This window comes from Pantoea sp. X-Soil-ISGK-285, assembly GCF_059730815.1.
On the sequence record NZ_AP035938.1, the window covers coordinates 2,186,974 to 2,201,564 of the forward strand.

At 53.9% G+C, this 14,591-nt stretch carries 17 protein-coding genes; 6 read left to right on the forward strand and 11 right to left on the reverse strand.

The features are described from left to right. Window positions 1–108 precede the first annotated feature (108 nt). The gene (locus tag AC6I8B_RS10445; RefSeq protein WP_010670219.1) at window positions 109–1,728 is read right to left on the reverse strand and encodes a peptide ABC transporter substrate-binding protein; all 1,620 of its coding nucleotides are present in this window, start codon (window positions 1,726–1,728) and stop codon (window positions 109–111) included. Between the two features lie 152 nt (window positions 1,729–1,880). Here AC6I8B_RS10445 and mpaA point away from each other — a divergent pair, with 152 nt between their 5' ends. Continuing rightward, the gene (mpaA, locus tag AC6I8B_RS10450; protein WP_010244624.1) at window positions 1,881–2,588 is read left to right on the forward strand and encodes a murein tripeptide amidase MpaA; all 708 of its coding nucleotides are present in this window, start codon (window positions 1,881–1,883) and stop codon (window positions 2,586–2,588) included. Here the strand turns inward: mpaA and ycjG are convergent. Beyond that, complete coding sequence (ycjG, locus tag AC6I8B_RS10455) at window positions 2,563–3,546, reverse strand: L-Ala-D/L-Glu epimerase (protein ID WP_497817429.1); 984 nt, start codon at window positions 3,544–3,546, stop codon at window positions 2,563–2,565. The two genes, mpaA and ycjG, sit on opposite strands and share 26 nt — an antisense overlap. A gap of 146 nt (window positions 3,547–3,692) precedes the next feature. Here ycjG and tpx point away from each other — a divergent pair, with 146 nt between their 5' ends. Beyond that, complete coding sequence (gene tpx, locus AC6I8B_RS10460; protein WP_010244619.1) at window positions 3,693–4,196, forward strand: thiol peroxidase; 504 nt, start codon at window positions 3,693–3,695, stop codon at window positions 4,194–4,196. Window positions 4,197–4,248: 52 nt separating this feature from the next. Here tpx and tyrR read toward each other — a convergent pair whose 3' ends face one another. From tyrR to pspA, 7 genes are all read right to left on the reverse strand, one after another. Further along, window positions 4,249–5,814, reverse strand: coding sequence for a transcriptional regulator TyrR (tyrR, locus tag AC6I8B_RS10465; RefSeq protein ID WP_010244616.1), 1,566 nt, complete (start codon window positions 5,812–5,814; stop codon window positions 4,249–4,251). Between the two features lie 336 nt (window positions 5,815–6,150). Next, window positions 6,151–7,212 carry a YcjF family protein gene (locus AC6I8B_RS10470; RefSeq protein ID WP_157352246.1) on the reverse strand — a complete coding sequence of 354 codons (1,062 nt, stop codon included), beginning with the start codon at window positions 7,210–7,212 and terminating at the stop codon, window positions 6,151–6,153. Next, a complete protein-coding gene (locus tag AC6I8B_RS10475; RefSeq protein ID WP_157352249.1) occupies window positions 7,209–8,606 on the reverse strand; it encodes a YcjX family GTP-binding protein in 1,398 nt (465 codons plus the stop codon). The genes AC6I8B_RS10470 and AC6I8B_RS10475 overlap by 4 nt, the downstream gene beginning before the upstream one ends. Continuing rightward, window positions 8,587–8,835 carry a phage shock protein PspD gene (pspD, locus tag AC6I8B_RS10480; protein WP_010670225.1) on the reverse strand — a complete coding sequence of 83 codons (249 nt, stop codon included), beginning with the start codon at window positions 8,833–8,835 and terminating at the stop codon, window positions 8,587–8,589. Before pspD ends, AC6I8B_RS10475 begins: the two co-directional genes overlap by 20 nt. 61 nt (window positions 8,836–8,896) lie before the next feature. Further along, entirely contained in the window at window positions 8,897–9,247 is a 351-nt protein-coding gene (pspC, locus tag AC6I8B_RS10485) for an envelope stress response membrane protein PspC (protein WP_157352253.1), read from the reverse strand. After that, window positions 9,244–9,471, reverse strand: a complete 228-nt coding sequence (gene pspB / locus AC6I8B_RS10490) for an envelope stress response membrane protein PspB (RefSeq protein WP_010244592.1) — start codon at window positions 9,469–9,471, stop codon at window positions 9,244–9,246. The genes pspC and pspB overlap by 4 nt, the downstream gene beginning before the upstream one ends. A gap of 35 nt (window positions 9,472–9,506) precedes the next feature. After that, on the reverse strand, window positions 9,507–10,172 hold the full coding sequence (gene pspA / locus AC6I8B_RS10495; RefSeq protein WP_010244588.1) for a phage shock protein PspA: 666 nt from the start codon (window positions 10,170–10,172) through the stop codon (window positions 9,507–9,509). Between the two features lie 164 nt (window positions 10,173–10,336). Here pspA and pspF point away from each other — a divergent pair, with 164 nt between their 5' ends. After that, window positions 10,337–11,338, forward strand: a complete 1,002-nt coding sequence (pspF, locus tag AC6I8B_RS10500; protein WP_010670227.1) for a phage shock protein operon transcriptional activator — start codon at window positions 10,337–10,339, stop codon at window positions 11,336–11,338. Window positions 11,339–11,430: 92 nt separating this feature from the next. On the opposite strand, the gene AC6I8B_RS10505 is transcribed toward pspF, so the two are convergent. Continuing rightward, the gene (locus tag AC6I8B_RS10505) at window positions 11,431–12,666 is read right to left on the reverse strand and encodes an MFS transporter (RefSeq protein WP_157352256.1); all 1,236 of its coding nucleotides are present in this window, start codon (window positions 12,664–12,666) and stop codon (window positions 11,431–11,433) included. A gap of 424 nt (window positions 12,667–13,090) precedes the next feature. On the opposite strand from AC6I8B_RS10505, the gene AC6I8B_RS10510 reads away from it, so the two are divergent. Genes AC6I8B_RS10510 through AC6I8B_RS10520 form a run of 3 tightly spaced genes read left to right on the forward strand, consistent with a single transcriptional unit; the run spans window position 13,091 to window position 14,402 of the window. Then, on the forward strand, window positions 13,091–13,576 hold the full coding sequence (locus AC6I8B_RS10510; protein ID WP_033757795.1) for an Hcp family type VI secretion system effector: 486 nt from the start codon (window positions 13,091–13,093) through the stop codon (window positions 13,574–13,576). Window positions 13,577–13,579: 3 nt separating this feature from the next. Beyond that, the gene (locus tag AC6I8B_RS10515) at window positions 13,580–13,996 is read left to right on the forward strand and encodes a polymorphic toxin type 44 domain-containing protein (RefSeq protein WP_157352261.1); all 417 of its coding nucleotides are present in this window, start codon (window positions 13,580–13,582) and stop codon (window positions 13,994–13,996) included. Further along, entirely contained in the window at window positions 13,974–14,402 is a 429-nt protein-coding gene (locus AC6I8B_RS10520) for a hypothetical protein (RefSeq protein WP_157352264.1), read from the forward strand. The genes AC6I8B_RS10515 and AC6I8B_RS10520 overlap by 23 nt, the downstream gene beginning before the upstream one ends. Here the strand turns inward: AC6I8B_RS10520 and AC6I8B_RS10525 are convergent. Further along, window positions 14,363–14,566, reverse strand: coding sequence for a hypothetical protein (locus AC6I8B_RS10525; RefSeq protein WP_157352268.1), 204 nt, complete (start codon window positions 14,564–14,566; stop codon window positions 14,363–14,365). The genes AC6I8B_RS10520 and AC6I8B_RS10525 overlap by 40 nt on opposite strands. Window positions 14,567–14,591 lie beyond the last annotated feature (25 nt).

Here is a 14,591-nt window from a genome sequence, read left to right on the forward strand (position 1 = left end):
TCACTACTAAAATCAATACGATACAGTCTAGCGTGACGGTGTTGAGTTGCAATCTCCGGGCTGTGTAGAAAGATGTCAGACGGTGGCCGGTTGACCGGCCACCTGCACTCAGTGCTTTTCAATCCACAGTTCACGACTGTAGGCGACATCTTCAGGGTTAGTGATGGGATAGCCTTTGACCCAGGGTTTAATCAGGCGGCCATTGGTGTACTGATAGATGGGGGCGATCGGAGCCTGCTCAGCCAGGATCTGCTCGGCACGGTTGTAATCGCTGTTACGTACCTGATCGCTGGTCTCCCGGCTGGCTTTGGCGATAACCGCATCATAATCCGCGTTGTTAAAGCGCGCGATGTTGCTGCTGTTGCCCGACGTCAGCAGATTCAGGAAGGTGGAGGGTTCATTGTAGTCACCGACCCACGAGGCGCGGATCACATCGAAGTTTCCGCTGTTACGGCTGTCGATATAGGTTTTCCACTCCTGGTTCTCCAGCGTGACATCCACACCGAGGTTCTTTTTCCACATCGAGGCCACAGCAATCGCAATCTTCTGGTGGCTCTCAGAGGTGTTGTAGAGCAGTTTGAGTTTCAGCGGCTTGCCGGGACCGTAACCGGCAGCAGCGAGCAGCGATTTGGCCTGTGCATTCAGGCTGTTCTGATCGTGCTGTTGCATGAACGTGGGCAGTGGCTTAAAGCCTGCTGTCACATCTGGCGTAAAGTGCCACGCCGGTTTCTCACCGGTTCCCAGCACTTTTTCAGCAATCACTTTCCGGTCGATAGACCAGGAGAGCGCTTTGCGAACCCGCACATCGGCCGTTGGCCCTTTCTGCGTGTTAAACGCGTAGTAATAGGTGCCTAACTGGTCAGGTGTGTAGACCTCTCCGGGCAGGGTTTTCTTCAGTAGTGCATACATGTTTTTCGGGAAGGATTCGGTGATATCAATATCGTTGGATCGATAACGTTTAGTGGCGCTCGACTCTTCATTAATCGGCACGAAAGTCACTTTCGTCAGCACCGAATGGGCATCATCCCAGTAGTGAGGATTACGTGTCAGTACGATTTTTTCGTTCACTACGCGTTCGCTAAGCTGATAGGCCCCGTTGCCCACCAGTTTGCCGGGTGACGTCCAGCTGTCACCCTGTTGCGCAATAATTTTCTGCGGCACCGGGAAAAGCGCCACGTTAGCCACCAGCGCCGGGAACCACGGCACCGGACGATCCAGCGTCACCTTAAGCTGGTTTTTACTCTGGGCGACCACACCCAGCTTGTCGGGCGTCATTTCGCCTTTGGTTATCGCTGCCGCATTTTGAATACCGCTTAAGCCCGCGAACCAGGCAAAGGCTGAACTGTTTTTCGGATCGACCAGGCGCTGCCAGCTGTAGACAAAATCCTGAGCCGTAACCGGATCACCGTTCGACCAGCGCGCGTTATTACGCAGCGTAAAGACCCAGGTTTTGTTATCACTGCTGCTCCAGCTCTGCGCCACGCCCGGCACGATTTTGCCCTGCGCATCCTGATTGGTCAGCCCTTCAAACAGATCGCGTATCACCTGAATTTCAGGCAGTCCTACCGCTTTAAGCGGATCGAGCGAAGCGGGTTCATCTTTAATATGGCGAACGATCTGCTGCTGTTCAGCCAGCTGTGCGCCAGCGGGTGGATTCGCCGCGATGGCGGGTGTGATGATGCTGCTCAGGCTGATTGCTGCCAGCGTCATGCGAAAGGTCTTGACCATTATCACTCCTTTACCCCAAAGAAGCGCTGCATCAGTCTGTTGCCGATGCAACTTGTGCAGGGCACTTTAGCGCAAATGGCTGACAGATAAATAGCTATTTTCCGCGCACGGCTTTTCCGCTACTTTTAGTAAAACCCTTTGAGGAAATAACTATGTCGCCACTCCATCCACGTCCCCTGCGCGGCAAACTGGACGTCCCCTATCAGCAGTATGGCCGCTCAGTGCTGGGCGCGCCGCTGCTCTGGTTTCCGGCGCCGCTGGGCGATCCCGAGAGCGGGTTGATTCTGGCAGGCACTCACGGTGATGAGAATGCGGCCATCGCCACCCTCTCCGCCGCATTACGGACGCTGCCTGATGGAATGCGACGGCACCACGTGGTGTTAGCAGTCAATCCTGATGGCTGTCAGCTCGGACTGCGCGCGAACGCAAACGGCGTCGATCTCAACCGCAACTTTCCGGCGGCGAACTGGCAGTCAGGCGAGACGGTGTATCGCTGGAACAGCGCTACCGATGAGCGTGATGTGGCGCTCTCGACCGGCACTCATCCGGCTTCTGAACCGGAAACCCAGGCGCTCTGTGCGCTGATTCATCAGCTGAAACCACGCTGGATTGTCTCATGGCATGAACCGCTGGGCTGTATTGACGACCCGCATCAGGCAGAGATTGGTGGCTGGCTGGCCAGCCACACCGGCCTTCCGCGGGTCAGCAGCGTTGGTTATGACACGCCAGGCTCATTCGGCAGCTGGTGTAAAGATCTCAGCCTGCCCTGCGTCACTGCTGAAATGCCGGTGATTTCAGTGGATGAAGCCACTGAAACCTACCTGGAGATGATGGTTAATCTGCTGCGCTGGCAGCAATGATCAACTGACCGTTGCGCACTTTAATCGCCGGTTCTGCATCCACCGCCAGCCAGGTCGGCCCGTCGAGATCGGCAAAGCGGGTCTGCGGCACCAGCGGCAGTGCGGCGCGTATCGCCCGCGAGGTGCAGAGCATGCAGCCGAGCATTACCGCAAAACCCTGCTGCAGAGCCGCATTGGCCAGCGCCAGCGCCTCGGTCAGCCCGCCCGCTTTATCCAGCTTAATGTTGACCATCTCATAACGACCTCGCAGTGCCGCCAGGCTGTCACGGGTGTGACAGCTCTCATCGGCGCAGATCGGTAATGGATGGATAAAGTTCTCCAGCGCCGCATCCTCACCCGCTGGCAGGGGCTGTTCCAGCATCGCCACATTGATGTCCGCCAGCAGCTGACAGCGCGCCGCCAGACCTTCGGCGTGCCAGGATTCATTGGCATCCACAATCAGGGTCGCGTCCGGCACGGCGGCGCGAATCGCCATCAGCCGTTCGGTAATGAAATTATTATCCAGCTTAATCTTCAGTAGTGTTGCCCCATGCTGCCACTGCGCCAGCGCGCTGCTGGCCATCGCCTCGGGAGTATCAATGCTGACGGTCTGCGCGGTCACCACATCCTCCGGTGCAGTCACGCCACTAAGCTGCCAGAGGCTGCTCTGCTGCTGGTGTGAGGCGAGATCCCATAGTGCGCTGTCAATGGCGTTGCGCGCCGCCCCGGCTGGCAGCGCCTGTTGTAACGCCTCGCGCGTCATGCCCTGTTGCAGCGCGGGCAGCAGCGCGGCGATTTGCGCCAGTACCGACGCCTCGCTTTCACCATAGCGCGCATAAGGCGTCGCTTCGCCAACGCCTTTTACTCCGTCTTCCTCAATTTCAACCACCACCACTTTGACTTCAGTCCGGGTTCCACGGGCAATGACAAACGGCGTATGCAACGGCCAGGCTTCGGGATAACTTTTTACCGTTCTCATTTCCACTCCACAATGTGTGATGCAGTGGCAGACCGCCACGTTAAATTCCACAATTGAACTCGTAAACCCTTAACATTTATGTCATAAACAACGGCTATCTTTAGCCGTTTTGTGTCAGATCTTTTTTATCATTAAAAGGAATCACTATGTCTCAGACTGTTCATTTTCAGGGTAACGCCGTACCGGTTGCTGGTCAGTTTCCTCAGGCTGGCGATAAAGCCAAAGCTTTCACGCTGGTAGCGAAAAACCTGGTCAACGTCGCGCTCTCTGAGTATGCAGGAAAACGCAAAATTCTGAACATTTTCCCGAGTGTTGATACCGGTGTCTGTGCTTCATCAGTGCGCAAATTCAATCAGGCTGCAAGCGAACTGAATAACACCGTGGTGTTATGCATCTCTGCCGATCTGCCGTTTGCCCAGTCGCGCTTCTGTGGCGCAGAAAACCTGAACAACGTGGTGACGTTGTCGACCCTGCGCGGCTCAGAGTTTAAATATGATTATGGCGTGGAAATTGCCGATGGTGCGCTGGAAGGTCTGACCGCACGTGCCGTAATTGTGCTGGATGAGAACGATAAAGTGATCTACAGCCAGCTGGTTGATGAAATCACCACTGAGCCAGATTATGATGCTGCGCTGACCGCGCTGAAATAATAAAAAAAGCGGATAACCTGGTTATCCGCTTCCCATCTCTTCTGTTTGCCGTTTATTCGCTTTCGGTGCGCTTCTGCCCCAGACCATACTCCCGCAATTTATTCGCAATCGCCGTATGCGACACACCAAGCCGTTTTGCCAGTTTTCGGGTGCTGGGATAGGAGAGATAGAGCCGCGTCAGAATCGACCGTTCGAAACGACTGGTGATCTGATCCAGCGTCCCTTCCAGCGCCTCATCGCCCAGTGACACATCCAGTGCCTGTTCAGGCAACACGATATCCTGCGGACGCAGTTCGTAACCTTCCAGTTGGGTTAACGCCCGATAAAGCGCATTTTTCAGCTGACGCACGTTGCCAGGCCAGGCGTAGCGGGTCAGAAAAGCGTTAAGTTGCGGCGAGAGTCGCGGACGCGCCATCCCCTGCTCATCCGCAAAGCGGGCAACAAACATCTCGGTCAGCGGCAGAATATCCTGCGGACGATCGCGCAGAGGCGGCAGTTGCAGCGTCAGCACATTGAGCCGGTAAAAGAGATCCTCGCGGAACTCCCCGCGCTGCACCAGCTCAATCAGGTTTTTCTGCGTAGCGCAGATTACCCGCACATTGACATGCACTTCATGCTCTTCACCGACGCGGCGGAAGGTGCCATCATTGAGAAAACGCAGCAGCTTGGTCTGCATTCTCGGCGACATCTCACCAATCTCATCCAGCAGCACAGAGCCGCCGTTAGCCTGCTCAAAAAAGCCCTTCTTACCTTCCAGCGCATTCGGATAGGCTCCGGCGGCATGACCAAACAGCTCGCTTTCAGCGACGTCATCTGGAAGTGAGGCACAGTTGAGCGCCAAAAAGGGATTCTTACCGCGGGCACTGCGCAGATGGCAGGCGCGTGCCAGCATATCTTTCCCGGTGCCGGTGTCGCCAACAATCAATAAAGGCGCATCGAGCATCGCCAGTTTCCGCGCCTGATCCACCACCTGACGCATCTTCGGCGTGACAGCAATGATATGGTCAAACTCCGATTCATCGGTGACCACCAGATTCTGCAACTGACGACCCATGCGGGCTGTCGACTTCAGCATCACCATCGCCCCCACCGGCCTGTTGATCTGGCCCTCTTCGCCCGGCAGATAAATAGGACGCGCTTCCATCAGAAAATCGCGGCCCTCAATGACCACATGCTGCGCCTGCGCTTCAACCCGATCGCTCTCCAGCCAGCGCATGAAGTTGAAGCCGTTAATCAGATTACCGGCGCTAAAGTTGCGCATCTTCTCTTCATCGAGATTAAACAGGTTCTGTGCGGCCGGATTAGCCAGTTCAACCTTGCTTTTCAGATCGATGGAGAAAACCGGATCCGGCATCGCCACCAGCAGGGCGCTCAGCGCACGATGCTCGCGTTCAGAGGGCATGTACGCTACCGTGCGCACATCTGTTACGCCCGGTGTACGCCGGATTTCCGCCATCAGATTGCTGAAGGCGTCAAATTCCAGTGCAGAAAAGTTCAGGTAGATGCGGCCCAGCGCCGTGATTTCGATACCGCGTAAATCAATGTTGCGTGCCACCAGCAGATCGAGCAGTTCACGCGTCAGACCGAGTCGGTCCTGACAGAACACTTCCAGACGCATTGCGTTCGCCTTAATCAGGTTCAGATAAGACAATAATACGCTAAGTCGCGCACCTGCAGAAAGGGATCTGTCAGGAAAAGTTGACAGCTCCGGCGCGTATGGCGGACTTTTGTACTGCCCGAGAAAATCCTGATGAGTGGTCACAAATGTTTGCCGGGATGGCGCATTTTATCAGGGAGAAAAATGGAATGGCCTACACGCTGCCAGCGGATCCGGTGATCACTGATGAGTCGGGCTGTCCGGGTGAGTGTCTGGTCATCGACTCCCGACAAGTGCTGCGCCAGCCACACTAAAGAATAAAGGCGGCAATGCCGCCTTTAATTTGTCACGAGAGCGTCAGGCTGACTTATTGCCGCCCTTCTGCAACGCCTCTTTCAACTGGCCCAGCAGCTCACGACGGAAATCGCCGAGCCGTGGTTTATCCTGCTCCAGCCACGGCAGTGGACGGCACAGCTCCATCGCTTTGATGCCCAGCCTTGCAGTCAGCAAACCCGCGCCAATACCCTGCGCGGCGCGCGTGGAAAGCCGGGCGGCGATATCCTGCGACATCCAGTCCATACCCACTTCCCGCACCAGTTCGGAAGCCCCGGCAAAGGCCATGTTGAGCAGCACCAGACGGAACAGCCGGATGCGGCTGAAGTAGCCCAGCTCAATGCCGTAAATAGCCGCAATGCGATTGACCAGCCGCAGATTACGCCAGGCGATAAACGCCATATCCACGAGCGCCAGCGGGCTGACCGCAATCATCAGCGTGGCTTCAGCAGCATGACGGCTGATTTCGCGCCGCGCCTGCCGATCCAGCACCGGCTGCACCAGTTGCGCATATAAGCGGACAATTTCACTGTCATTGTGGGTTTCGTGCAGCGAGGCATGCCAGCGCTGCAGGGCCGGATGCGCCTGATCCAGCTCTGCCTGCTGCGCCAGTTTTTCGCAGAATGCCCGACCTTTGCCGATGCCATGACTGTGCAGCAACTCACGGCCCACATCCCGCTCCTCGGCGCGCTGACGCAGCTGATAGAGACGACGCCACTCGGTGGTCAGCGCGCCCACACCCGCCAGGACGATCAGACCACCCGCCACGCCGCTGCCCAGTGAAAACCAGTCGCGGGCCAGCCAGGCGTCATGTGTCCACTGGACACCCTGCACAATCACGCTGACGCCAAACAGCAGCACGCCAGCGGTCACCAGTTTGCGCCACAGGCTGCGCTTAGGTTTCAGCGCAGCTTCCACCGCCCGTTCACCAGCGCCCTCCTCTTCGACAGCGACTTCTTCATCCTGCACCGCCAGAAACGCCGCCTGCGCTTCCGCTTCAAAAGTCTGCGCCGGGCGCAGCGGCGTGGTGCTGCTCTCGTCCAGCGGACGGGCAAAATCGATACGCGGCTTTAGCGGATCACTCATCGCAATTTATCTCCCAATAAAAATTCCAGCGCGGCATCCATGCGGATATGTGGCAGCGGGCGATCGACGTCAAGCTGCTGCGGCCGGAACTGTTCAAACTGAAACCCCTGCTGCTGCCAGAAGGCATTACCGGGCAGACGCGGCGGGACTTCACCCGGATAGACGGTGAGCGGCTCACCATCATCCAGCCGGTTTCCGCGCAGGGCCGGGATCTTCTCGCCGCGGTGATCGACCAGCCCGCTCTGCGTCGCCTGCACCGACGCCAGCCCGATGCAATCCATGCTAATCCCCTCAAACGCCGCGTTCTGCCAGGCATCCTGCACCAGCTGCTGCAACAGTGACACCATATTGCCGTGCTGATCGCTGGTGATGTGATCCGCCTTGGTTGCAGCAAACAGCAATTTGTCGATTACCGGTGAAAAGAGCCGACGAAACAGGGTTCGCTGACCGTAATGAAAACTCTGCATCAGCTGCGTCAGTGCCAGCCGCATGTCGTTAAACGCCTGGGGTCCGCTGTTAAGCGGTTGCAGGCAGTCAACCAGCACAATCTGACGGTCAAAACGCAGGAAGTGATTTTTATAGAAACCTTTCACCACATGCTGACAGTAGTAGTTAAACCGCTGCTGCAGCATGCTGAAGTTACTGCCCTTGTCCGCCTGCGCCAGCTTAGTGAGTTGCGCTTCATCAGCCGTCGGCCAGGGGAAGAACTGCAGCGCGGGGGCGCCTGCCATATCGCCAGGCAGCACGAAGCGACCGGGCTGAATAAAGTGTAAGCCTTCAGATTTACAGCGATGCAGATAGTCGGTCCAGGCAGCGGCAATCTCTGCCAGCTGGGTTTCATCGGCGGGTGCAAGCGGGTCGAGTTTTTCGCAGAGGATACGCCAGGGCTTTGCCCACTCAGCCCGATCGCCCTGCAGCAGACCGTTCATCTGCCGGGACCAGGCGAGATAATCCTGCGCCAGCATCGGCAGATCCAGCAGCCATTCGCCGGGATAGTCGACAATCTCCAGATAGAGTGTCGCAGTCTCTTTCAGGTGACGCAGCAGCGAATCATTGGGACGATAACGCAGCGCCAGGCGCATTTCGCTGACGCCGCGTGTGGGTGTGGGCCAGGCAGGCGGCGTGCTGTAGAGCTGTGCCAGCCCTTCGTCATAGGTGAAACGGGCCGTGCCCATGTCACGCTGGGGTACCCGCTTTACGCCTAACAGGCGCTCATCCCGCACCACGGAAAATAGCGGCAAACGCGCGCCGCTGTGAACGGTTAAAAGCTGATTAACCAGTGAGGTGATGAAGGCGGTTTTGCCGCTGCGGCTTAATCCGGTTACCGCCAGCCGCAGGTGGCGATCAACGCCACGGTTCATCAACGCCATCAATTCAGTTTGCAGTCTTTTCATCTTTCTCCCTGATGAAGCGCGATGCCACCCGGTTCATCACGCGTTTCAGCAATGGCTCAAGCGCCACAGCCAGCAGCAGACGTAACGGGCGTCGCGCTACCGATTTCACTGCCCAGCCAGTGACACCGGCGGGACCGTAGGTAACAGCATTAATAATGATGAATTTAGCGGCCGACTTCAATGCAGGTGCCGCGCGGTGACGAAAAGCAGTGGATCGCGAAAAAGACATCAACACCTCCATTGAGTGAGCGAACGGGCCTGAAACAGGCCCGGCAATAACAGTAGCAGAATCAAATCTGGCGGAAGCGGCTGCGCACGCTGAAGGTTTCAGACGTCACATAGCGTTCCAGGTCGCGCACGCTGCGCTCATCCCGTTGCAGGGTGCTCTCCAGCTGATCCAGCAGTTCACTGGCGCTGGGCTGGCGCTCAGTCTGGGAGGCAGAGGCGGGTTTCACATCCAGTACAAAACCCAGCACAAAGTAGGCGATCACCGTAAAGAGAAACAGGCCAAAGAACAGTGATAACACCACGATGACACGCAGCAGACGAACCGGAATATCGAGATACTCTGCCAGACCTGCGCAGACACCCATAAATTTCCCTTCATTTGGCTTGCGCCACAACTTGCGTCCTTTAATCATGGCTGCCTCCAGTTTGGATGTTCAGCGTCCAGAATCGCTTCCAGCGCGTCAATACGTTCGCGCATCCGCTGCGCGTCCTGGGTCACGCGCTGCAGGCGCTGGATTTCGCTTTGCGACAGTTCCGAACCGCCGTTGCGTTTGTTGTTGTAATGCAGCCATAACCAGATCGGTGCGACAAACAACACGAAGATCGTTAACGGTATGGCGAAAAAAAGTGCGCTCATTGACTCTCCTTAATCACTTATCGCAACGTCGATGATTACTCACTGCGGTTCATTTTGGCTTTCAGCGCATTAAGCTGCTCGCTGATTTCATCGTCCGCTTTCAGGTCAGTAAACTCCTGGTTCAGCGTCTTTGGTTTACCAAAACCGTGGCTTTCTGCTTCCGCTTCCATATGGTCGATGCGACGTTCAAAAGATTCAAACCGTGCCATTGCTTCATCGATCTTACCGCTGTCCAGCTGACGACGAACATCGCGTGATGAAGAGGCCGCCTGATGACGCAGCGTCAACGCCTGCTGGCGGGCACGTGTCTCACTCAGTTTTTTCTCCAGCTCGCTGATTTCGCCTTTCATGCGCTCCAGCGTCTCTTCAACATGACCCACTTCCTGTTTCAGGGAGGCGATAAGATCGGTCAGTTTCTGTTTTTCAATCAGCGCCGAACGGGCCAGATCATCTTTATCTTTGCGCAGCGCCAGCTCCGCTTTTTCCTGCCACTCAGCCTGCTGAATCTCCGCCTGATCAATACGGCGTGACAACTGTTTCTTTTCAGCCAGTGCGCGTGCAGAGGTGGAGCGCACTTCAACTAAGGTGTCTTCCATTTCCTGAATCATCAGCCGGACCAGTTTCTGCGGATCTTCCGCACGCTCCAGCAGAGAATTAATGTTGGCATTAACGATGTCGGCGAAACGAGAAAAAATACCCATAATGATGTTCCTCTTTTAATGTTTTAAAACGTGAAGTCCTGCTGAGTTAATACAAAATGCGTGCCAATTTTATAATTTATTGATTTTTATCATATTTTAAATTTTACAGCCTTTCCCGCTTGTTTTAAGATAGTCAAAATGATTAAGGGGTGGCGAAATTCATCATGACAGGCACTAGCGATAATCTCCTGGGGGAGTCAAACAATTTTCTTGAGGTGCTGGAGCAGGTTTCCAAACTGGCTCCTCTTGAGAAACCGGTACTGGTGATTGGTGAGCGTGGAACGGGCAAAGAGCTGATCGCCAGCCGACTGCACTATCTCTCTGACCGCTGGCAGGGGCCGTTTATCTCGCTGAACTGTGCCGCGCTGAATGAAAACCTGCTCGATTCTGAACTGTTTGGTCATGAGGCTGGCGCCTTCACCGGCGCGCAGAAGCGCCATCTTGGCCGTTTTGAACGTGCTGACGGCGGCACGCTGTTTCTCGATGAGCTGGCAACGGCACCGATGCTGGTTCAGGAAAAGCTGCTCAGGGTAATTGAATATGGACAGCTGGAGCGAGTCGGCGGCAATCACTCCCTGCAGGTAAATGTGCGACTGGTCTGTGCGACAAACGAAGACCTGCCCGCGCTGGCGGCGGCGGGAAAATTCCGCGCCGATTTGCTGGATCGTCTGGCCTTTGATGTGGTGCAGTTACCGCCACTGCGCGAACGACGCAGCGATATACTGGTGATGGCCGATCATTTCGCTATCCAGATGTGTCGCGAGCTCGGCCTGTTACTTTTTCCCGGCTTTACCCCACGGGCACAGCAGGCTCTGCTTGATTACCACTGGCCCGGCAATGTTCGCGAACTTAAAAATGTGGTGGAGCGCTCGGTCTATCGTCATAACAGCAGCGAGCAGCCGCTGGATAATGTGATTATCAACCCGTTTGCTTCACGCCCTGAACCGATTGCTGTCATCCGGACCAGTCAGGAGGCGGATAGCAGCGCGCTGCCTGCCCTGCCGCTGGATCTGCGTCAATGGCAGAATCAGCAGGAGCGGGATCTGGTGGAAGCCAGCCTGCAACAGGCACGTTATAACCAACGCCGTGCGGCTGGCTTATTAGGCGTCACCTATCATCAGTTGCGCGCAATGATGAAGAAGCACGATATAAAAGCAGAGAGTTAATTAACGCCGCCCCAACCTATGATTTTTCTCTGCTTTGTGAATTAACAACCCGGTATAAACCGGGCTTTTTTTCACGTTGAGCCACCTATCCATTATGTGTTGTGCGACTTAGTCCCCATTTTTTCAGGTTGCCTGATGGCAGGAACCAGACCGACGCCAGCGGTAGCCATCACCACGGCCAGCGCTGACATCAGCAATACAGCACTCATACCAAAGTGTGTTGCCAGCGGCCCCGCGACCAGTTGTCCAAAGGGAATGGCGATAAAGGAACCCATCGCATCATAAGCGTACACGCGAGCCAGCTTATCCGGTGGGATATGAGTCTGTAATGAGTGCGCCCAGGTTACGCCGAACAGGCCCAATGACATGCCAGCAATGAAGAATCCCACTATCAGCAGTGCTGCTGACGCATCCTGGCTCAGCATAAATATTGGAAGTGCGCAAAGACCCGCCAGCATCGCGCCAATCAGAAGGTCACGACGTGGATGCCATTTCATGGCCAGAAATGAACCTGCAATTAAACCTACGCTATGAGCAGCCACAATAATTCCCCATCGCGCCCGCCCGAAAGAGGCGTCGGCAATCATCGGGCCAAATACCTCTACAATTCCATTGAACGCGACGTTGATAATGGCGAACTGAAGGACTATCGACCAAATCCAGCTTCGTCCGGCGAACTCTGCCCAGCCTTCTTTGATATCGAGCAGGATATTGCCTTGCGAAGCCGCGGCTTTATTCGATTTCACACGGATCAGGAAATAGAGCGGCGCGGAAACAGCAAAACCCAGCGCATCAATTGCCAGCCCCCAGCCCGGCCCGACAGCGCTGGTGATAATTCCCCCCATCGATGCCCCCATTACCGTACCGCCATAAATACTCAGCTGAATTAACGCGTTAGCCTGACGCAAATCCGTTGCAGGAACTACCTGCGGAACCAGCGCAGACGATGCAGGCAGTGCGATGCCTGCCGCCGCACCATTCAGGGCACCCAGCAAAGTCAGGCTAATGACAGTTGCTGAGCCATCGAGTACAGACCAGGCGACGATAGCCTGAGAAACAGCGGCAACTACTGCCGATGAAACTAATACCCGACTGCGTGAGTAGCGATCGGCGACAACACCGCCCACCAGCAGGAAAAGCACGTTACACAGTGAACGGGACGCAACCACTATCCCTAAATCAGAAGCAGACCCGCCAATATCCAGTACCGCAAAAGCTAGCGCAATGGGTGCAATCCCATTGCCCAGCACGGTGAACAGGCGTCCAAAAAAGAGATAGCGAAAGGATGTATGCTGAAAAGCCTGAACGTTTTTTTGGAATTTATTCATTGCCAGGAAGTGGGTAACCAGAAGATGAGCTTATAGTACCTGCGTTTTTGTAAAAGTTAAGCGCGATATTACACTTTCCAGCGTCAGATACATCGAATGCATGCGGATATAAACACAATCTATAATTCAAGGGATTACATGATTTACTCTTCTGAGTTTGAATCTTAACTAAATTAATGATACCAATACCCATTAATAGTTGAAGTGGCTTTTTAATCAGATTTACAGCAATTAATTGAATAATCCATTTCGCACTACATAACCATGGTGTGGAAAGACCCCAGCCATTACATATGAAATTATTAAATATTGATCTTTATCATTATGCCTTCGATTTTTTTAATATGCACTTGAGGTTTATGCGAAGCCAGCATTAACTATCCTCCAAAAGGAATATAACTTAACCCATTAAAGGATTTTTAATATGGCTATTCCAGCATATCTTTGGCTGAAAGATGATGGTGGTGCGAGCATCAATGGTTCAGTAGATGTTAAAGACCGAGAGGGAAGTATTGAAGTTACGGGTTTTTCTCATAACTTAAGACTGCCGACTGATTCTATGACAGGCAAACCCACAGGGACAAGAAAACATGCACCCATCATCGTTCAAAAAGAATTCGATTCATCTTCGCCCTACCTTTATAAAGCAGTGGCAACTGGACAAACATTAAGGTCAGCCGAGTTCAGATGGTACAATATCAACTACGCAGGTCAGGAAGAAGAATACTTCAACATACTACTTGAAAATGTCAGAATTGTCGGTATTTCGCCTATTATGCATGACACTAAAGACCCTGAAAAAGAAAAACATAATCATCTTGAATGCGTTGAGTTTGCTTACGAGAAAATAACCTGGAAGCATTGTGATGGTAACATTATTTTTTCAGATAGCTGGAATGAAAAGGCATAAATCATGAGATATCCTGCCTTAGCGGCATCTCCCTCTCCTCCTTATGATATTCTATCATTTACTCCAGCTGGAGTTTCGTTGATAAACAATATGATGGTTGCACGTTTTCACAGGGGACCCTCAGCCCTGACATATGTCTGGTTTTATACCCAGGTTAAAGGACATGACCCATGGGATTATAAATTTCAACATGGGAGCCAATATGAACATTTTGGTAATTTTCATTATGGTGCTGTGGGGCATGCCGCTGGAATAAAAGACGCTGTTCTTCTTCGCGCAGCCGGTTGGGCGCAAAACCGGGCCGGAACCTGCAGAGAGGAATTTGATGTCTGGTATGGCGCAGCGCCTTTTGGAGATGACCCTGACGATCAATACTGGATAAGAGCAGGGATAGATTATGCAAAACGTTCCGGTTTTTAAAAAGCGCACACTGGTTCTGATGCTGATGCTGATGACTATTGTCTTTGCAGGCTGGCGACTTTCGCAGATATCACCGCTTGAACAGTCGATCATCAGGAAAGTTAACGTCAGCAGCCGGATTAACCTTTACATCACCGAAGCCAGTGCGGGTGCCACAACTGCCTTCTCATACCGTTTTTATCTTTATGATGCATCCCGAAGCGATGAATCTTTTAAAGAAAGTCTGAACGACGACCTAAAGCCTTTCCTGATCACCTCAGATGGTGACGTCTTTCCTCGGGTTCGTGATAAGGCGGTATATTTGACGATAAAAGGCGAGATTTTCGCTTTCCACAATTTGCCTGGTATTCGCATCAACGAGGAGCCCTATTCCGTCCCGGTCTTCCTCACCGCTTCACCACTTTGATCCCCTTTGCTTGCAATCCCTTCCCCGTCCAGGCTGGCATGCCACTCTGCATAAGCCAAAAAAAAGCCCGCCAACAGGCGGGCAACGATACTGGAAGCAATGTGAGCAATGTCGTGCTCTTCTACGGCAGAGCCACCGTCGAAGCGCAGATGAATAATAATCATTCTTATTATCATCTGTAAACAAGTT